Raw genomic sequence first — 19,095 nt, 5'->3', positions numbered from 1 at the left:
TAACACAAAAGAACCGAGCTTCATTTCAATGCTCGGTTCTCCCAATATATTATCTATAGCTATTTGCATTTGTTTTCTTATTTCCTTGATAATTCCTTTTACCTGAAGGTTTACCATCACGGGAGCGATAGGAGTTACTTTGTCTTCCTTTCGGGCTATACCCACCTCTAGGACGGTTACTTCTATCTGTGGATCTTCTGTCTCGTTTAGCCGGTAAAGGTTTCTCTTCTGTTAGTGTTACCGGAGTCGTGTCCGGTTCTTTGATCATGAGCTTCAACAATGCTTGAACTACCGTTGTTGCGTCGTGGTGTTCAAGTAATTGTTGTGCAGATTGTTGATAATATTGAAGATGATTATCCTCAATGATTTGCTCGACTTTTTCTGCAACAGCCTTTTGTTGCCCCTCTAATGCTTGATCTAACGTCGGAGCAGCCATTCTTTCCATTTTCTTTTTCGTTGTTTTTTCAACGATACGTAAGTATGATTTCTCACGTGGGTTAATAAATGTCATGGCCATTCCTTCTTTACCAGCACGACCTGTTCGACCAATACGGTGAACATAACTTTCCGGATCTTGTGGTATATCAAAGTTATACACATGTGTAACACCAGAAATATCTAATCCACGAGCTGCTACATCTGTTGCGACAAGGACATCAATGGACCCTTCTTTAAACTTACGAAGGACAGACATACGTTTAGCCTGGCTCAAGTCACCATGTATTCCTTCTGCATTGTAACCTCTTAAACTTAAGGCTTCAGAAAGTTCATCAACCCTTCTTTTCGTACGTCCGAAAACAATCGCAAGTTCTGGTGATTGAATATCAAGCAGTCTTGTTAACACATCAAATTTATTTTTTTCTTGTACTTCAATATAATATTGCTCAATGAGTGGTACAGTCATTTCCTTCGCTTTTACTCGAACGATTTGTGGCTCTTTCATAAACCGTTCAGCAATACGTTGAATGGCTGGTGGCATCGTCGCAGAGAAGAGTAAAGTATGCTTCTCTTCTGGGACACTTGATAAGATTTTTTCAATATCATCAATAAAGCCCATATTTAACATTTCATCAGCTTCGTCTAAAATCACTTTTTTGACATGATCTAATTTTAGTGTTTTTCGATTAATATGATCAAGAATTCTTCCAGGTGTACCGACAATAATATGAGGACGATTTTTTAACGCTCGTATTTGACGGTTAATATCTTGGCCACCATAAATCGATAACACTCTCGTTCTTTTCCCAAAACCGAGTTTGTATAATTCCTCTGACACTTGAATGGCTAATTCTCTTGTCGGCGCGATGACTAAACCTTGAATAAAACTATCATTATAGTCAATATGGTCAATCATAGGAATACCAAAAGCAGCTGTTTTACCTGTACCTGTTTGTGCTTGTCCAATTAAGTCCTTATTCTGCAAGCTTAAAGGAATCGTCTCTGCTTGAATCGGAGTTGCCTCTTCAAACCCCATTCTCTTAAGAGACTTCATTGTTTCAGGGCTTATACCCAAATCTTGAAACTTAGTCAATGTATCCAATCTCCTTCTGTTCTTTGAAAAATATTTTATTTCATCAAGTAGGCAGGAAATTTCCCCAATCAAAGTTGTTATAATTACAACGATTTAAGAGAAACCCACTATAGAGAGGATGAGGGAGAATTTATTACCAATGCATGAATTGCTATGCTTATTTGTATAAAAAAATAAATGTATGATGACTTCCGCATCCTAAATCTAACGAACAATTACAAATAGAAATTTTTATTCAGACATGTAATGAAAAAAGACATTCTCCTACCAGTGGAGTATGTCCGGGTTTCAATGGAGTTCCTGTTGACACTTTGTTGTATATATTACCATCTCAACGCATGATTTGCAATGCTTTAGCAGGACATAGTATGACAGTAGTATAAAAATAAACAATTGACAAAAGAGAGTTCATTTGAAGAAAATCGCCTTAACTAAAAGGTTATGAAAGAAATTGAAGTACTTCTTTAAACAGGTGCTCACTTTCATCACAATGACAAATTAAATGTTTTGACCGTTTAATAATAATTTTGTGTTTCTGTTCTGAGGTGATGTGTTTATAAAGATAATCTGCACTGCGTACAGGAACGATGCCATCATCTTCTCCTTGAGCGATGAAAGTTGGAACCTTCACTTCTTTTAATCGTGGGCGAACCGTCGCTACTAGCTTTTGGAACTGCCTAGCTGCAGCAAACGGCGTGGAGCTGATCTTTTGTTTGTAATGTATAAATAATGGATTTTGCGTTATTCTTGTGCCTTGAAGTCCTTCTCTTAATAACCCTTTAATATCAAGGAAAATTTGTCTAGGATTTAAATAGTAGGCAGCTGCACTAAGTAAAACCAGTTTCGCTACCGGGTATTTTACCGCTAATTCACTAGCAATCATGCCTCCCATGGAGAATCCAATTATATAAACAACTTCGCATTTTTCTAGTAAGTTTTTTAATTCTTCCTCTGCATGATTGATCCATTTTTGAAATACAATCCCCTTTAAGGACTGCTTTTCTCCATGGCCAGGTAATGTTGGAACCGCTATTTCCCAATCCGTATGTTCCTTTATATAATTCGCCAATGGGGCGACTTCATAAGGTGCACCTGTAAATCCATGTATGCATAAACATCCAATCATCTTTTACACCGCCAATGGTAAATTTATCAGGCTATTGAACAGCTTATCAACTTTAACATAAACATCTAGTTTATTTTTTACCCTCTATACGGAAAATTAAATCCTCACAACGCAAAAAATGTTAATTATTATAATATAATTCAAAAGATAGAAAAAACCTTATGTTCCATGTGAAACAATAAGGTTTTTTGAATTTTAGTATAGTATTATTGCAATCCCTCAACGACTTCTTCTAACTTCATTCCTCTAGAAGCCTTAACGAGTACAATTGTTTCATCATTGACATGTTTTTTTAGTTCTTCAATTAATGGCGCCTTTTCATCAAAAGCAAATACACGGTCTTCAGACAATACTTCCTTGGCTCCCTTTGCAATTAAGTGTCCTAATCGACCATAGGTAAATACGGCATCGATGTTTTCCGCACAGATGGATAACCCAATTTCTTCATGAAATCTCTCTTCATCTGCCCCTAATTCCAACATATCACCTAGAACAAGTATTTTCTTCTTATATCCTGGTAAATTCGCTAATAATTCTATCGAAGCTTGCGTTGAAGTAGGGCTTGCATTGTATGCATCGTTAATTATTTTCTCGCCATTTTGACCCTGTAGTATTTCCATCCTCATATTTGTCAGTCTCACTTTCACTAATCCTGCTTCCATTTCCGCAAATGACACATTAAAATGTTGTGCAACAATCATAGCTGATAGAGCATTTAAGACATTATGCATACCTAAAATAGGTAAAGTGAATTCTACTTCGCTCGCATTGACCTGAAACTTACTACCGTTGTCTAATTGTTGGATATTCACAGGATATAGGTCATTTTGTTCGGTTCTTCCAAAGGTTTTAACCGTAGCTTGCCCTTCATATGAATCAAAGTAATTTCTTAAAAGGGGTTCATCCCCCATGTATACCATCAATCCATCTGACTTTAAGCCATTTATAATCTCAAGCTTTGCTTCAGCAATTCCTTCTCTTGAGCCTAAATCTTGTAGATGTGATTCACCGATATTGGTAATAATCGTTGCATCAGGGCGTGCTAGCTTAGTTAGAAAGTCAATTTCACCTTTACCACTCATACCCATCTCTAATACAGCTACCTCTGTTGTTTCTTCTAGCGCTAAGATGGTAAGCGGAAGACCGATATGATTATTATAATTGCCTTCGGTTTTTTGGACTTTATATTTCAACGCTAAAAGATTCGCCATCATATCCTTTGTCGTCGTTTTACCATTGCTACCAGTAATCCCTACCACTTTTATACTTAACTGATTACGATAGGCTCTTGCCAGCTCTTGTAATGCAGTTAACGTATCTTTAACGATGATAATGGGTAAGTGAGTCGGTGGATTTGGTACATCCTCTTGCCAAAAAGCAGCCGCAGCTCCTTTTTCGATAGCATCCGACACATACTGATGCCCATCTGTTCGCTCTCCTTTAAAGGGTATAAATAGTTGTCCTGGAGTAATCTCACGAGAATTTATACTTACACCTTGAATTTCTTTTTTTCCGTATGGTGAAAGATCATTCTCTATTTGAATCATTTCTGCTATATCATTCAAGGTTCTCTTAATCAACTTTTCCTGCCTCCTTTTTGACAGGTGCACTGCGGGGTGCAAAGCCTATCTTTCTATGTAACTGTATACGTTACAGCTTAGCTGTTCCGCTTACAGTTACTTTGTATGCTTAATTTTTTGTTTTTCTTGATGTCTTTCAATTGCTAAGTTGACAAGACGTTCAATAAGGGCTGGATATTCAACACCTGAATGCTTCCAAAGTAATGGGAACATACTGTATGGTGTAAAGCCTGGCATTGTGTTCACTTCATTTATATAGACTTTTCCTTCCTTTGTTAAGAAGAAATCCGCTCTAACAAGTCCCGAACAATCTAATGCTTTAAAGGCTTTAATTGCCATCGCTTCTAATTCGCTATATTCAGCTTCAGTAACATCAGCAGGAATCATTAAAATTGTATTCCCATCTTCATATTTTGCCGTATAATCGTAGAAGTTTTTATCTTTCGGAATAATTTCACCGGCAACAGAGCACTCAGGATAATCATTTCCCACTACACCTAGTTCAATCTCTCTTGCATCTACACCTTGTTCGATAATAATTTTACGGTCGTATTTAAATGCTTCAACGAATGCCTCATGGAGCTCACTACGATTCATACATTTGCTAATCCCTACACTTGAGCCTAAATTTGCTGGCTTAACAAAGCACGGGTATCCGATGGTATCTTCTACTTTGCGATAAGCATCCTCTTCCGCAGTTTCCCATTCCCCTCGAAGGTACCAAACATAATCAACTTGGTTTAATCCAGCTTGAGCAAAGATATTTTTCATGATCACTTTATCCATTCCTGCTGAAGAAGAAAGGACGCCATTTCCGACATATGGTAAATTCAAAAGCTCAAGCATTCCTTGAACCGTTCCATCTTCCCCATTTGGACCATGCAATAAAGGAAAAATCACATCAAAAGGTCGACTTTCTTGTGACTCAAAAAGGGTTGGTGCTAACGCTAAAGGTGATAGCTGTTGGCCTTCTGAAAAAGATAATTCTTTCACTGTCTCCACGGGCCCAGTAAGTTGTTGCCCCTTGATCCATTGACCTTCTTCCGAAATATAAATAGGATAAATATCAAATTTATTTGTGTTTAATGCTTTAATCACGGCAAGCGCTGTCTGCATAGAAACATGATGTTCAGCAGATTTCCCACCGTACAAAAGTCCGATCTTAATTGTCATCAATAAAACCTCCAATTTTAACAAGTAACTTATATTTATTTTACCACTTTATAAAATAAGAGAGTAAATGTTTCAACAAGATAAATGCCTATAAAAGTATATGTATGTATAACCATGGGAAAAGGAGCTTACTTCAATTAAAAAATAGCCATTTCTCTCTTAAAAAAAGTGATATCGTCATTGGAGATTGTCCTCATATCGACTATTAATGGCAATGAGATGAACTCATGTCAGGATATAAAGACCTAATTCCCATTATCCTGAAATATTTAATAATATATCCTTCATTCCTGCTACAACCTATAGATAGCATCAATATAGATGCTAAGTTCTTTGAAGTTGTTCTACCTACTGATATACCACTATTATACTTTTTTTCACTTACTTCTCTGTTAACATTATGTTACAAAAGCTCTAGTTTTCTATTACAAAAAGATTAATATCTGTAATCGTTATCTATATATAATAAAAAATTTTCTTTTTTAACGAACTGACATTAGGTATCATTCACTAAATAGGACAAATGATTGCCAGCCCATTTTACCTCATTTATATATTTTATACTAGCTAAAATAAATGGCAAGATTAATCATCGCATCGTTTCGATTACAATCGTACGATTTGCCATTAGGTAAATAAAATCAATCAAAAGACCTACCACCTTTATGTATATTCACTTTCTAACCATGCCACATTGACTACTGTCAAAGTAAAAAGAAGCATCCGCACGCCAGTTATTGGCAATGTGCCGTACATGCTTCTTTCACAATTTGAAAACGCTGCGATTCATAGGTAAGGATTGTTAAACTTGTTCCCTCAATATCTGGCGCGCCGTTCCAAAATTGATGAACTGGCAGGATGCGACAAATAGAGTAAATAGCTCTCAATGCGACACCATGAGTGACCACTAACACGTTCCCACTTGTGGTTAAAGTTAATTCTGCTAGAAAGGCACGCAAGCGATCAATCACATTTTGAAAGCTTTCACCGTATGGGTTGTCATATTCATTAGGGTGTTGCCAATATTGCGCAAATAATAAAGGATCATTCTCCCAAATTTCCTCTTCAGTTTTCCCTTGCCACTCCCCAAGCATAATCTCCATCAATCGCTCATCTTTAACAATCGCTTCCCCATTTGTAATGATTTGTGCTGTTTCTAATGCTCGACCACTTGGAGAGGAGAAAACCTTTGTAAATTTTGTTTGCGCTAATCTCTGGCCAAGTTTTAAAGCATCTTGCTTACCTTTGTCAGTTAAAGGAGAGTTTAATCGACCTTGCATTCTCTTCTCTATATTCCATTCCGTTTGCTCGTGCCTTGTTATAAAAACAGTTAAACTCATTCCTTCACCTTTACAGGATAAAAATAACCAGTAGCCATTTCTTTTATTTTCTGTTCATTCGCAAGTGTGTAACTAATAATGAAACAGGTTGCAGGACCTGAAGAAGCGAGTAAGTCTAATTCGCAAGTGATATCAGTTAGGGCAAAGACACGATCCTCAAATAATTGATTTAACTCAGCTAATATCCCTTTAGAGCCAACAGGCATGACTGTCACTTTTTCCATATTGGCGAGTTTTGAACATAGCGCTAGCGGAGCTATATGTAGAGCATCATGAATGACGGCTTCTCCTACTAACGGTCTACCGATAACTGCTATCTGATTTTCTTCTGTAAACTCTATCGTATGAATATCTTTACTCGCATGTATTTTTCCCATAACAGATACAGCTGTTGCAGATTGCTTCAACTCAAAGTTACTTTCTGTACTTCCTGTTATAGATAAATCGGTTAGGCCTAGTTCCAGCAAGCCCTTTTCAATTCCTGTTACTAATGATTGCCACACTTGATCTCCAGAAAAATTCTGTAAAATTATCGCTAAGGGCGTTGCACCTATAGCTATACATTCCATCATCGATACCCTTAAAGCATAATAAGCGACATCCTCATAAGAAACTTTAATTAAATCCTCATGCTTTAATCCAATACCACCGCTATTATCACTTGCTATGACAAGTGATTCTTCCTTGTTATATGGAATCACTAGCACATCTCTCATTTGGTATTTTCCATGGATGTTTTTACAGGTTGTATGATTTTTGCCAATCTTGGAATGAGGATAAGCGCTATAGCTACGTTAAAAATAGAACCAACTAAAAGCGAAGGTACGAGTGCCAAATAAAACGCTTCCCCCATAATAAAAAGAAATGGAAGTGGGGCAGCAAACGAGTTTCCAAGTACAAAGAGAATAGAAGCAATCCATCTATGTCCATTGCGGTAAAATAATGCAAATATATAACTTAGAATGGCCATTTCAATCGCTACTACCAAATGAAAGGGCCCCATTGGCAACCCACCTAATAGTGCTGACAATAAATGACCCGTCCCTCCAACGATTGCACCAGCCGGACCTCCTAATAAGGCACTAGCAAGTAGCGCAGGAAATGAATCTAGTGCCACACTAGTGACAATCCCAGCTGGAATCTTAATTGCTGCACCAATCACCGATAGGGCAACAAAAACACTTAGCCATGTTATTTTAATTCCTTTCAAAAGACCCATCACTTATTCCCCTTTTCTTTTACCCCCACGGAACACTTTCGCACTACGTACATATTCTACATCCGGATTCCCTAAGCGAAAGTTGATGACGCGGGCTAATGCAAAAAAGTAATCAGATAAGCGATTTAAAAACATAACAGCTACATCTGGAACAGTATCATCTGTTTTCTTAAGTGATACGACTAATCTTTCTGCTCTTCTTGTGACGGTTCTTGCTATGTGGATAGAAGCAGATGCCTTGGCACCTCCTGGTAAGATGAAACGTTCTAATTCCGGTGCTTCTGCAATAAACACATCAATTCTCTCTTCTAAATAATCAATGGACTCTTGTTTTAGCTTCAGTTCACGTGTCTTTGTTACGTTTGCTAAGTCTCCACCACAGTCAAAAAGTTCATGTTGTATCTTCTCTAAATCATCCAAGACGTCTGCGAATTTTGCTTGATCCAACTCAGTTACAGCCTGACCGACAAAACAATTGACTTCATCAACTGTACCATAGGCTTCAACACGTATATCGTCCTTTTCTACTCTGCCGCCAATAATGCTCGTTTTTCCTTTATCTCCTGTTCTCGTATAAATTCTCATCTAATCGCCCACTCCCTTATTTAATTTTCTGTGCTATACCATACCAAATAATATCCATTTGCGTTGCCTGTTTTGCCATTTTTTGATACACTCGTCCGCAAACATCGCGTAAAAGTCGATCTTTTTCTTCTACTGGTACAATGCCCTTTGTTATATCCGTACCAATTAAGATGACCTTGCGTGTACGTCTGCTGTTTTCCCATGCTGCAAAATCAACGAGGAGTTGCTGTACTCTTTGTTGTATCTCCTCTTCACCACTGTAAGTTAATACATCCTTTACCCAATATTCTATTCCTTCCCATACAATTACACCATCAATATCTGTAAATTTTTCTACTTCAGGTGGTGATGAACTACGGTAGGCGGAATACCAGAAATGGCTTGCTCGGTGAATACCATATTGTTTTTCTACCCATTCTCCCTTTCCGTTATAGGCTCCTCCTGTAACAAAGTGCATATAACCTCTCCCCCTTTCAATTTAACATCGATTTGATAGCCTCCACTATAAGGAATCTTCCAGTCCCAAAAAGCTTTTTTATTTTTCACTTTCGTATGTAATATATGGCGGATCACTCCACCGTGCGTGACAATCGCCATTGTTGAAATTGCTTTCCTCAGCGCTTCTGCTACTAACGAGTCCCACGCGTGATCAAGTCGTTGACTAAATTCACTATAACTTTCACCATTAGGGGGTGATAATGTTTGCCAATGATTTAACCACTTTCGATATGGTTGATGATTCTTTAATTGCTCATACGTACAGCCTTCCCATTCACCGAAGTTAAGTTCTCTCAAATCACTCATCAAGACAAGTGGTTCATCAGGAAATAATTGCTTACTCGTTTCAATACATCTACCTAAATCACTTGTTACAATGATATCGCAAGGTGGGACGATTGGGACGATAGCTTTCGCCGAAACAAGCGGAGAATCACTCCAACCTAGATAGGCTTTCCTCCTATTGGCCTCTGTCATCCCATGACGAAATAATGTGATAACCAAAGAACCATCCATAAACTCCATTCCACTCCTTCCACACATGCACCAATGACATCACCTGTTGTGCCCCCAAACCAACCTACGCTTTTTTGTTTCATGATCATAAATAAGCATAATGAAATGATTAACATGCAAGTAAATCCGAATAAAAGGGAAGGAAAAAAGAAGAACAGCCCTATAGCAACTAGTAAAATATATACACCATATATCACAACACTTCTCGAAGTAGCTGCATCCTGAAACATTTTACCTAACCCACTATTTTTTGCTGTCTTCACCTTCACTAGCATCATGCCCATGACCATACGACTAAAAAAAGGAATACAAGCAATAAAAAAGAAAACAGATGTGCTTTCTAACTTAATAGCAATTTCATAAATAAAAAATAGTTTTGTACCTAATAAGAGAATGACCGATAGCACACCAAAAGCACCCACTCTTGGATCCTTCATCACTTCTAGTCGCTTTTGTCGATCACCATAGGAAAAGTATGCATCACTTGCATCCATCCAACCGTCTAAATGAATCCCTCCTGTGACAACGATTAATGTCACCCAAAGAAAAATGGCAGATGCTAATGGCGAAAAAGGAGAAATCATTAATAACAAATAAAATATAAGCGCATAGATGACACCTTGTATGATACCTAACAATGGAAACGTTTTAATCGCGCCATTTAAATGCTTATTATCCATCGGTAATTGGAGAGGAATCGGAATAGCAGTGAAAAATTGTAAATTAATTAATAATCCTTTTAGCCATAATTTCATAAGGTGTGATCCTCTATACCGATGATTTCTTTAAGAAGATTAAAGTCAACATTTGATTTAAAGTGTGCTGCTAGTTCTGCATACTTTTTGTCCTTCTTGGTACTGATATAAACCGGGTCTTTTAAAGGCAAACCTTTATCTACGCGAATCTGATTTAACCAATGTGCACGCCATTCATCGTGATGAAAAACATGATGCATATATGTACCAATAACCTTGCCACCTTTACTTGTATATCCATCATAATGGCCATCCGCTTTTTTCAGAAAATAATGCCTATCATGATTCTCTACTACTGTTTCGCCTAAATGGATTTCATATCCTTTTAATGATTGTACAAATGAGCCTTTTAACTTGGGGTGAAGCGTTCCTTCCACTTGAATGGTTGTTTTTTCAGTGATAAAAGTGGTGTCAGCTGGAATTACCCCGAGACCATTTATCTCCTTCCCTTTAATTCCCGTATCCGCACCATAAGGGTCGGCTAATCGCCTACCTAACATTTGAAAACCACCGCAAATTCCGATGACTCTGCCGCCATTTTCTATATAATGCTTTAACCATTTATCGAGCTTTCTATCACAGAAATATTGCCAATCATGGATCGTGCTTTTCGTTCCTGGTAAAATGACAGCATCAGGCATGCCCATTTCATCACTATGATTAACCCAGCGGAAAGATACATCATCTTCATATAAAAACGGATCCATATCGGTAAAATTGGAAAGATACGGTGGTTTAAATATAGCAATATCTATTGGGTTATCCTTTTTAGAAACTTGTATAGATAAGGAATCCTCTGCATCGATCATATGATGATGTAAATATGGCATCACACCGATAACTGGAATACCACAGTGATCTTCTATCCACTTCTTACCGTCCGCAAATAGAGACAGATCTCCTCTAAATTTATTAATAATAATGGCTTTCACTCGACTTCTTTCGCTTTCTTCTAGTAATGATAACGTCCCAACGATACTTGCAAACACGCCTCCTCGATCGATATCAGCTACTAACAACACAGGCACATCTGCCATTTCAGCCACTTTCATATTGACTAGCTCACGATCTTTTAAATTAATTTCTACAGGAGACCCGGCACCTTCCATCACGATCGCATCATAAGTGTTTTCTAGTTTATTAAGTGCTATCTTAATCGCCTCTAGTCCCTTTTCATAGAAAGAGGCTCTATAGTCACGACCAGACTGAATCGTCTCAGCTTTCCCAAACAAAACGACTTCAGAAGTCGAGTCTGATGTTGGTTTTAAGAGAATTGGATTCATATAGACGGTTGCCTCTATTTTCGCAGCTTCTGCCTGTACACCTTGTGCCCGTCCAATTTCTTTGCCATCTTTCGTTACATAAGAATTATTAGACATATTTTGTGATTTAAACGGAGCAACACGCACACCCTCTTCTACTAAGGCTCGGCATATAGCTGTGGCAATCATACTTTTCCCCACATCAGAGGCGGTTCCAACGACCATTAAGCCTTTCATATTCTTCTCCTCCTTTCATCTGAATGAGACAGCCAGCATCTACTAGATAAGCTTCATCTGCAAGTGTCACGATTTTTTGATGGAGTCGTCCTAACATCTTTCCATACACAAGTACAAGTGGTTCATCACTTATCACATCATGGAATATTTCGTTACTTACGAGAATTAACGTATCGACCTTACTCGCAAGCTCTTTTATTCCTTGGACAAGATTTGCATAAATTTGTTGTTGAAATTCGTAATCAGACCAGCGATTCTCATAAAAAAACTCATTATTAAGCAGAGTTGTTAGGCAATCTAGAAGAATAATATCGTTTGAAGAGAAGTGGGTAGCTAGTTGGTGAACCTTTCTTGGTTGTTCCCATGTCATCCACTTCTTACCACTCTCTTGCCTCTGCTTTTGATGATGCTGAATGCGCAACATCATTTCCTTATCGCTTGGTTGAGCTGTCGCGATGTAATGTAATTGCTTCCCATGGTAGTAAACCCTATCAATGGCCAATTTCTCAGCAAGCCGACTCTTACCACTTCTCACTCCACCGCTTATAAAGATGATTCGCGCCATCGCTTTAATGCCTCCATCAATCGACTGTTTTCATCCGGTGATTTCATTGCTAGTCTAAGCCAATTTCCTTCCAATCCGGGGAAGTTGTATGTATGCCTTGGAATCAGTCCCTTTTCTAATAAAAAAAGAAAAAGTCTCTCGCTTTCTTTGGAAAATGGATCTTTTAATAAGTAAAAATTGGTAGATGAATCTGAATGTAGGTAATCATTATGTGTTAAAAAAGAAAAGATTCTCTTCCGTTCTACCTTCATCAACTCACGTGTTTCCTTCTGAAAGTTATTATCCTCTATACACAGTAACCCTATTTCCTGCGCTACACTATTGACACTCCAATGCGGTTGTATTGCCCTTAAGTCAGTTATAAATTGTTCATTCGCGAGCACATATCCTAAGCGAATCCCAGGAATGGCAAACATTTTAGTCATAGAGCGAATAATAACTAACTGATCGTACTGCAGTAATAACGGTGAGATCGGTTCATATTCATCCACAAAATCATAAAAAGCTTCATCGACAATGAGGTAAACACCTAGACATTCTGCAGCTTCAATCAAACGTTTGATTGAATCTTTCGAGAAGTATTTACCAGTCGGATTATTCGGGTTCGTCAAAAAAACTACATCAATCTCCTTAAAAGTAGCTATCAAACCTTCAATATCTAAATGCCAGTTCTTATTTAAGAAAAAATAGTCAATTTCACACACATTCGCTCGGCAAGCTGTCTCATATTCGGAAAAAGCAGGTTGGACAATCATTACACGCTTTCTTGCAAATAACTGCCCAATCATTGAGATGATTTCGGCTCCACCGTTGGCAATGAGAACATTTTCTTTTGGAAGTAATGTGGTTTTACTGATACGCTCTGTTAATCGTGTGGCAAACGGATCGGGGTATTCGTATAATGATGAAAGTAAGCTTGACCATTGCCTTTTTACAGCTTGTGGAGGCCCTAATGGGTTAATATTCGCGCTAAAGTCAATTGTCTTTGCGGGCATATCTAACTTTAATACTTCGTATAAATATTGTGGATTCGCACCATGCTTAGGCCATTGCAATCAAAACACCCCCTAGCCATAAGATAAAGAGATACAGTGGAATGGTCTTAGTAATAATAGTATTCGCCTCTACAATATGATTCCTTGATAATGGCATATTAGCTTCCCCCATCGTGGCACGATAAGAAACATGCCCTTCATATGTATTTTTACCACCTAATTGAACTCCTAATAAATAAGCCACAGCTGCTTCTCCCCAGCCACTATTGGGGCTTGGATGTTTTTTCGCATCGCTCATCACTAATCGGAAGCTCTCTTTCTTTCGAATAAATCTCGGCTTATTCACGAGAAGCATACAAAATGCTGTCAGTCTACTCGGTACCCAGTTCACCACATCATCAAGCTTTGCAGACGCCCAGCCAAAATCAATGTATTTCTCATTTTGATAACCGACCATTGAGTCACAAGTGTTAATAGCGCGATAAACTAATGCAAATGGTGCACCACCAATTAATGCAAAGAACAACGGGGCAGTAATCCCATCACTTGTATTTTCTGCTACTGTTTCAACTGTTCCCCTAACAATCTCCGCTTCATCTAGCTCTTCTGTATCCCTACCAACAATATATGAAAGCTTTTGCCTTGCTTCACTTATTTGTTCCTTCTTTAAAGGCTCGTACACTTCTATTGCCGCTTCCTTTAAACTCTTTTGGGCGATGGTAGTTGCGATTAACACCGCCTCAAATAATATTCCAACGATAGGGTGGACAGCATAAGCAATCACCACAATACTTATCGATATAACTAATACAATCAATAAGACTGTTGTTATCATAGCTACACCTTTCCATTTTCTATGCGCCCCTATATTCCATTTATTCCTTAAAAATCCTATTAAAGAACCCATCCACTTTACAGGATGCGGCCATTGCGGTGGGTCACCTATGAATCGGTCAATGACCACTGCTATTGTTAATGCGATTAAATGTTCAATCATCATCTGTTTCCTTTTTTCTTTTACGACTCTTGTGAATCGCTTTTTGTGTACATTCGTAAATACCTTTTCCAATTATTTTTCCTAGGGGTGTAACTGTTCCAGCGAAATCTATTTTCTCTCCACTTTGTGTTGCAGCAACTAATATACTATCCGTAGATGTGCCCGTGGCAACTGTCCCCGTTTCTTTGTCTCTTACTTCTAAATCCATTAATACTTTTGCTTTCGCTTCAGTTGCCGTCATCATTGCTTGAATAAATGCCTCTTCAGAAAGATGACCATTGACAAATATCCAACTATTTATAGTGCCTGGGGTTACTACCTCTTTATGTTTGCTCGCCATCGAAGCATCGACAGCGTTTCCTACACCTGCTGTGACCACGATCAACACAGAGAACAGATCCATTTCGTAAAATTCGTAGATCACATCATACGTATATACCGCTGTCATCATACCAACCGTTTCCGAAGGCTCAAACCCTTTTTCTATAAGAAAATCTACCATCTCCTCATAAAAATCATCACAGTTATAACTTTTATCAACATGGCGATTAACAAATGTTTGATACCAGCCAATACCAGAACCAACAACACCTGATGACATTACCCTTAGAGGTTGGGCAGACTGAAGTGTAATATATTCTTCATTCACCATTAATATAGCAGGTGTAATAATCTCTTCATTATGCCATTTCTCCTCAGGTATTAGGACTACTTGAGGTGCTGGTACTTTCGGGTGGCCGTGCTTCTTCACTTCAGTCTCATAAACTTCTATAATACGTGCTTCTTGCAATACTTCATTAGGTTTATCATTGCAGACTATTTTTCCATCATTTAATAAAACGATTTGATCACAATATAAACCGGCTAAATTTAAATCATGAAAAATGGATATGACCGTTAAACCCTTTTTCTCAGTCCATTCTTTTAACATATCTAGCAATTCTTTTTGATAGGATAAGTCTAAATGATTGGTTGGCTCATCAAGTAATAATATTTCTGGTTCTTGTGCGAGACTTTGTGCCAAAAACACACGTTGTCTCTCTCCACCTGATAGCTCAGTAATATTTTTATGTGCAAAATGCTGTACGCCTGTTTGTTTCATCGATCGTTGAACCACTTCTTCATCATCTTCAGACCATGTTTGGAACCAGCCACTTTGATGAGCATAGCGGCCAAGTGATACAATTTCCTTTACTGTATAAGAAAAACTATGTTCGGCATGTTGAGGTAGGACAGCAACGATTTTCGCTATTTCCTTCGTGTTATAATTTTGTACTGGTTGATCTTTTAAATAAACTTCACCAGATGTGACCGGTATAAGACCACTTAGCATCTTTAAAACTGTCGACTTGCCGCTCCCATTCGGTCCAAGTATGCCGAATAACTGTCCTTTCTCTACTTCAAAGGAAACATCATGAATGACCTGCTTGCCTCCATAACCACCGTTAATTTTTCGTAAGCTATACATCATCACATTATCCTCTGCCTTCCGCTCTTCTTTTAATTAGAATGATAGCAAAAACTGGTGCACCAATTAACGCAGTAATGACACCAATAGGTAACTCAGTAGGTGAAATGACTGTTCTTGCAAATAAATCAGCAAGTATTAAAAACCCCGCACCTGTCATCATCGATAAAGGAAGCAAGTGTCTATGGTCTGGTCCCCATAGCAATCTGGTCAGATGCGGAATGACTAAGCCGACAAATCCGATTGTACCTGACACTGCTACAGCGGCACCAGTTAAAATCGATCCGGCAATTAAGACCATCATCTTACGTTTCTGTACATTCACCCCGATATGACGAGCTCTTTCTTCGCCGAATGACATCGCATTTAATTCCTTGCTATTGGCAATGAGCATCGCAGAACCAATGATAAAGAAAGGAAGGATGATTTGAACATAGTCCCAACCTCTCATCGATACGCTTCCTAACAACCACCCAATAATCTGTCTCAGTTCATCCCCGGTTAAAGCAATCATTAAGGAAATAAATGCACCTAGAAAAGAACTGAAGATAATACCGGTTAAAATGATTGTCTCTACTCTCATGCCACGATCAATTTGTCGCGCAAAGAAAAGGACAACAATTATCGTTAGAAAAGCTGTTGTAATACTAAATAACGGTAAAGTAAAGGTGCCAACAAACGGAATGGATAAACCGAGAAAGATCGTTAATACAGCACCAACAGAAGCTCCTGAAGACACCCCCAATGTATAAGGGTCTGCTAAAGGGTTCCTTAATAAACCTTGAAAGGCAGCACCTGCTATTGCAAGTGATGCCCCGACGAAGCCCGCCAATACTACTCTAGGCAAGCGAATATTCATAACAATATTACTATGCATTGGATTAACATCATTACTTATCGGTAAACGTAAGATTTCCGCTCCAATGATATTGAATATATCTAACGGTAGCACTGAAACAGTCCCTATAGAAATCCCCATCATCATTGCTACACATAAGAAAACGAACGCACAGAGATAAGCAACACCTCTATTATTTAAATACTTCTGGGTAAATCGCTTTTGCAAGCTCCTCTACTCCTTCTACAAGTCTAGGACCTGTACGAGTTACCTTATCAGAGTGCACATCATAGACTTGCTTCTCTTTAACGGCTGTTACATCTTGCCAACCTTCTCGACTTAAAAGGGTTTCTACCGCATTTTCCGTATAATACCCGTATGTAGTGATAATCACATCAGGATTTTTTTCGATGACAGCTTCCTCGTCAATTTGTGGCCACCCTTCTTCTTCAATTACATTTTCCGCTTGGATTAAATTGAGCATATCATCAATAAATGTTTTTTGACCGGCAGTATATAAAGAAGGAGCTGCAGAGATTTCTACAAAGACAGATTTTTTCTCTTCAACAGACTTTGCTTTTTCTTCAATTTCTGCCAAACGGGTTTTCATTTCCTCAACTGTTTGATTTGCTTCTTCTGTTGCTCCTGTTGCTTTACCAATCATTTCTATGGAATCATATACTTCTTCAAAATTCTGTGCATCATTGACAATAAGAACAGGAATACCAGCATCTCTTAATTGATCTAAGCCTTCAGTACTATTATGCGCTCCTGAATTATGTGCTAATACAACATCTGGATTTAAAGCAATAATTGCTTCTACATTAAATTCTTGTCCACCGATTTTTTCAATATCAGCTACTTCTTCTGGATAATTATCAAAATCAGATACACCGACTACCTTCTCACCTAACCCTAATTCGAAAGCGATTTCAGTATTACTCGGGATTAATGAAACAATCGCTTCTGGTTCCTCTTCAATCACCACTTCTTGATCCGCAGCATCCGTTAATGTTACAGGAAAAGCGCTAGTTTCAGTACTCTCTTCAACCTTCTCTTCTCCATCTTTTTTCGGTTCAGCTGTGTCATTCCCACATCCAGCAAGAATACCTGCTGATAGTAGAATCGAGACTAAAAATAAATACCATTTCTTCATGATTGACCCTCCTTAAAATATAAAACATCCCCATTAGTAGGAGATGTTTGGAAGGAATAATCACGACAAAGAAGCCTTACCAAACACCCCCTATCCTCGTAGGTTACAGTGTTTATGGAAGATAGGCAGGTTTCCTGGCTTATGGTTTATAATCAAAGGCTCCTCCTATACAACATATATAGGAGTTTTCTTTGTTTATTAACCAGTTACAGTGGCGGGACCGCATTGGTTTTACACCAATTTCCCCTATTAAGTCAAAAATTGACACCTATTTCCTTAAATCTACAATTTTCTGTCGATTTTATTATACCTTATCATATTTTGTGGTGCATTATTATTTTTATGAATCAGTTACTTGCCATTCTTTCAGTTTTTTATCAAAAACCAATCTCGCGTCTGGAGTGGCTTCCTTCCTCATTGCTTCGAACTCATCATACATATCATCCATATTAGCGAAATCTCCAACTGTCCAGAGCGGTATATTAATTTTTGTACGTGTCTGCTCACTCTGTTCAAAAGAAATTACCAGGCCTTCCTTCATTAAATTTCTTAATGCCATTAACGCGCCTTCTGGAACTTGCGGATATGTTTTTTTCTTTTTTAGGCCTAATAAAGATTTTTCTACTTTTAAATGCTCCATCTTCATAGCAGCAACGTCGCCAAGCATTTTGTAAAAGTCCTGCCAGTCTCGGTAATAGACCTTATTTAACCAACCGTCATCATGCGCTAAATAACAATAACGATTGCTTAAATGGTTATAGAAAGGTTTCTTTAAATGCTCCTTTACATGACTAAGATATAGGAGCTCAGCAATTGCTTGAGCAGGCAATTCATTTAACGATTCTTCCTCCTCGAAATCTATCCAGCAAAAATCACCATAACTATAAACATCTTCGTTTATTAGTGCTGGCAGGTCTTCATGAGCCACCCAATCAAACATGGTATGTACATTCAGTTCCCCATTATCATACTGATGCTTCACTAATAGAAGATGCCCTGTCCTGTTCTGTAATGATTGCATAAACTCAGAAAATTCAATTCCATAAGAAATAACGGACTGGTCCTTTTCGTTTAATAAGATATAGATGAGATCTCGAACACTATGATTTTTCTTTCGCAATTTAGAAACCTCCGAACTGAAAATAGAAAGACGAAGAGCAAATTCAATAGTACCACCTTAGTTATTACCCTCATACCACACACAATTTCGTTTTACTGCAATAATTTATACTAACTACATGTAAATCATAAACA

The 19,095-nt window shown here is 38.1% G+C and carries 19 protein-coding genes and 1 riboswitch; all 19 genes read right to left on the bottom strand.

What is annotated here, in order from left to right:
* Nucleotides 1-49: 49 nt before the first annotated feature.
* Complete coding sequence (locus tag U9M49_RS17960; protein ID WP_322910320.1) at nt 50-1,531, bottom strand: DEAD/DEAH box helicase; 1,482 nt, start codon at nt 1,529-1,531, stop codon at nt 50-52.
* A gap of 439 nt (nt 1,532-1,970) precedes the next feature.
* Entirely contained in the window at nt 1,971-2,657 is a 687-nt protein-coding gene (locus tag U9M49_RS17955; protein ID WP_095370833.1) for an alpha/beta hydrolase, read from the bottom strand.
* Between the two features lie 206 nt (nt 2,658-2,863).
* Nucleotides 2,864-4,237 carry a UDP-N-acetylmuramoyl-tripeptide--D-alanyl-D-alanine ligase gene (locus U9M49_RS17950; protein ID WP_307315433.1) on the bottom strand — a complete coding sequence of 458 codons (1,374 nt, stop codon included), beginning with the start codon at nt 4,235-4,237 and terminating at the stop codon, nt 2,864-2,866.
* A 96-nt stretch (nt 4,238-4,333) separates the two neighbouring features.
* Nucleotides 4,334-5,410 carry a D-alanine--D-alanine ligase gene (locus U9M49_RS17945; protein WP_322910319.1) on the bottom strand — a complete coding sequence of 359 codons (1,077 nt, stop codon included), beginning with the start codon at nt 5,408-5,410 and terminating at the stop codon, nt 4,334-4,336.
* A 734-nt stretch (nt 5,411-6,144) separates the two neighbouring features.
* Complete coding sequence (locus U9M49_RS17940; RefSeq protein ID WP_322910318.1) at nt 6,145-6,750, bottom strand: histidine phosphatase family protein; 606 nt, start codon at nt 6,748-6,750, stop codon at nt 6,145-6,147.
* Complete coding sequence (locus U9M49_RS17935; protein WP_095370837.1) at nt 6,747-7,466, bottom strand: ATP-binding protein; 720 nt, start codon at nt 7,464-7,466, stop codon at nt 6,747-6,749. The genes U9M49_RS17940 and U9M49_RS17935 overlap by 4 nt, the downstream gene beginning before the upstream one ends.
* On the bottom strand, nt 7,463-7,969 hold the full coding sequence (locus U9M49_RS17930) for an ECF transporter S component (RefSeq protein WP_322910317.1): 507 nt from the start codon (nt 7,967-7,969) through the stop codon (nt 7,463-7,465). Before U9M49_RS17930 ends, U9M49_RS17935 begins: the two co-directional genes overlap by 4 nt.
* Before the next feature lie 3 nt (nt 7,970-7,972).
* Nucleotides 7,973-8,554 (bottom strand): cob(I)yrinic acid a,c-diamide adenosyltransferase, encoded by a 582-nt coding sequence (locus tag U9M49_RS17925; protein ID WP_095370838.1) that lies wholly within the window; start codon nt 8,552-8,554, stop codon nt 7,973-7,975.
* A gap of 16 nt (nt 8,555-8,570) precedes the next feature.
* Nucleotides 8,571-9,011, bottom strand: a complete 441-nt coding sequence (locus U9M49_RS17920; protein WP_095370839.1) for a bifunctional adenosylcobinamide kinase/adenosylcobinamide-phosphate guanylyltransferase — start codon at nt 9,009-9,011, stop codon at nt 8,571-8,573.
* A complete protein-coding gene (locus tag U9M49_RS17915; protein ID WP_322910316.1) occupies nt 8,963-9,568 on the bottom strand; it encodes a histidine phosphatase family protein in 606 nt (201 codons plus the stop codon). The genes U9M49_RS17920 and U9M49_RS17915 overlap by 49 nt, the downstream gene beginning before the upstream one ends.
* Nucleotides 9,526-10,323 carry an adenosylcobinamide-GDP ribazoletransferase gene (cobS, locus tag U9M49_RS17910; RefSeq protein WP_095370841.1) on the bottom strand — a complete coding sequence of 266 codons (798 nt, stop codon included), beginning with the start codon at nt 10,321-10,323 and terminating at the stop codon, nt 9,526-9,528. The genes U9M49_RS17915 and cobS overlap by 43 nt, the downstream gene beginning before the upstream one ends.
* On the bottom strand, nt 10,320-11,822 hold the full coding sequence (locus U9M49_RS17905; protein WP_095370842.1) for a cobyric acid synthase: 1,503 nt from the start codon (nt 11,820-11,822) through the stop codon (nt 10,320-10,322). Before U9M49_RS17905 ends, cobS begins: the two co-directional genes overlap by 4 nt.
* Nucleotides 11,788-12,387 carry a bifunctional adenosylcobinamide kinase/adenosylcobinamide-phosphate guanylyltransferase gene (locus tag U9M49_RS17900; RefSeq protein ID WP_322910315.1) on the bottom strand — a complete coding sequence of 200 codons (600 nt, stop codon included), beginning with the start codon at nt 12,385-12,387 and terminating at the stop codon, nt 11,788-11,790. Before U9M49_RS17900 ends, U9M49_RS17905 begins: the two co-directional genes overlap by 35 nt.
* Complete coding sequence (gene cobD / locus U9M49_RS17895; protein ID WP_322910314.1) at nt 12,366-13,442, bottom strand: threonine-phosphate decarboxylase CobD; 1,077 nt, start codon at nt 13,440-13,442, stop codon at nt 12,366-12,368. Before cobD ends, U9M49_RS17900 begins: the two co-directional genes overlap by 22 nt.
* Nucleotides 13,429-14,382 carry an adenosylcobinamide-phosphate synthase CbiB gene (cbiB, locus tag U9M49_RS17890; RefSeq protein ID WP_322910313.1) on the bottom strand — a complete coding sequence of 318 codons (954 nt, stop codon included), beginning with the start codon at nt 14,380-14,382 and terminating at the stop codon, nt 13,429-13,431. The genes cobD and cbiB overlap by 14 nt, the downstream gene beginning before the upstream one ends.
* The gene (locus U9M49_RS17885; protein ID WP_322910312.1) at nt 14,372-15,847 is read right to left on the bottom strand and encodes a heme ABC transporter ATP-binding protein; all 1,476 of its coding nucleotides are present in this window, start codon (nt 15,845-15,847) and stop codon (nt 14,372-14,374) included. Before U9M49_RS17885 ends, cbiB begins: the two co-directional genes overlap by 11 nt.
* Nucleotides 15,848-15,854: 7 nt before the next feature.
* The gene (locus U9M49_RS17880) at nt 15,855-16,913 is read right to left on the bottom strand and encodes a FecCD family ABC transporter permease (protein ID WP_095370847.1); all 1,059 of its coding nucleotides are present in this window, start codon (nt 16,911-16,913) and stop codon (nt 15,855-15,857) included.
* Nucleotides 16,879-17,841 (bottom strand): ABC transporter substrate-binding protein, encoded by a 963-nt coding sequence (locus tag U9M49_RS17875; RefSeq protein ID WP_307315465.1) that lies wholly within the window; start codon nt 17,839-17,841, stop codon nt 16,879-16,881. The genes U9M49_RS17880 and U9M49_RS17875 overlap by 35 nt, the downstream gene beginning before the upstream one ends.
* A gap of 106 nt (nt 17,842-17,947) precedes the next feature.
* Nucleotides 17,948-18,128, bottom strand: a riboswitch (cobalamin riboswitch).
* Between the two features lie 53 nt (nt 18,129-18,181).
* A complete protein-coding gene (locus tag U9M49_RS17870; protein WP_322910311.1) occupies nt 18,182-18,961 on the bottom strand; it encodes a hypothetical protein in 780 nt (259 codons plus the stop codon).
* Between the last annotated feature and the right edge of the window lie 134 nt (nt 18,962-19,095).

The sequence above is a fragment of the Cytobacillus sp. OWB-43 genome (assembly GCF_034651445.1).
Taxonomy (GTDB): domain Bacteria; phylum Bacillota; class Bacilli; order Bacillales; family Cytobacillaceae; genus Cytobacillus; species Cytobacillus kochii.
This window is presented reverse-complemented; position numbering and strand designations above follow the sequence as displayed.

Coding starts and splice junctions, on each gene's coding strand:
- U9M49_RS17955 (WP_095370833.1), bottom strand. CDS start 2,657: ATGATTGGATGTTTATGCATACATGGATTTACAGGTGCACCTTATGAA.
- U9M49_RS17945 (WP_322910319.1), bottom strand. CDS start 5,410: ATGACAATTAAGATCGGACTTTTGTACGGTGGGAAATCTGCTGAACAT.
- U9M49_RS17940 (WP_322910318.1), bottom strand. CDS start 6,750: ATGAGTTTAACTGTTTTTATAACAAGGCACGAGCAAACGGAATGGAAT.
- U9M49_RS17935 (WP_095370837.1), bottom strand. CDS start 7,466: ATGAGAGATGTGCTAGTGATTCCATATAACAAGGAAGAATCACTTGTC.
- U9M49_RS17930 (WP_322910317.1), bottom strand. CDS start 7,969: ATGGGTCTTTTGAAAGGAATTAAAATAACATGGCTAAGTGTTTTTGTT.
- U9M49_RS17925 (WP_095370838.1), bottom strand. CDS start 8,554: ATGAGAATTTATACGAGAACAGGAGATAAAGGAAAAACGAGCATTATT.
- U9M49_RS17920 (WP_095370839.1), bottom strand. CDS start 9,011: ATGCACTTTGTTACAGGAGGAGCCTATAACGGAAAGGGAGAATGGGTA.
- U9M49_RS17915 (WP_322910316.1), bottom strand. CDS start 9,568: ATGGATGGTTCTTTGGTTATCACATTATTTCGTCATGGGATGACAGAG.
- cobS (WP_095370841.1), bottom strand. CDS start 10,323: ATGAAATTATGGCTAAAAGGATTATTAATTAATTTACAATTTTTCACT.
- U9M49_RS17905 (WP_095370842.1), bottom strand. CDS start 11,822: ATGAAAGGCTTAATGGTCGTTGGAACCGCCTCTGATGTGGGGAAAAGT.
- U9M49_RS17900 (WP_322910315.1), bottom strand. CDS start 12,387: ATGGCGCGAATCATCTTTATAAGCGGTGGAGTGAGAAGTGGTAAGAGT.
- cbiB (WP_322910313.1), bottom strand. CDS start 14,382: ATGATGATTGAACATTTAATCGCATTAACAATAGCAGTGGTCATTGAC.
- U9M49_RS17885 (WP_322910312.1), bottom strand. CDS start 15,847: ATGTATAGCTTACGAAAAATTAACGGTGGTTATGGAGGCAAGCAGGTC.
- U9M49_RS17875 (WP_307315465.1), bottom strand. CDS start 17,841: ATGAAGAAATGGTATTTATTTTTAGTCTCGATTCTACTATCAGCAGGT.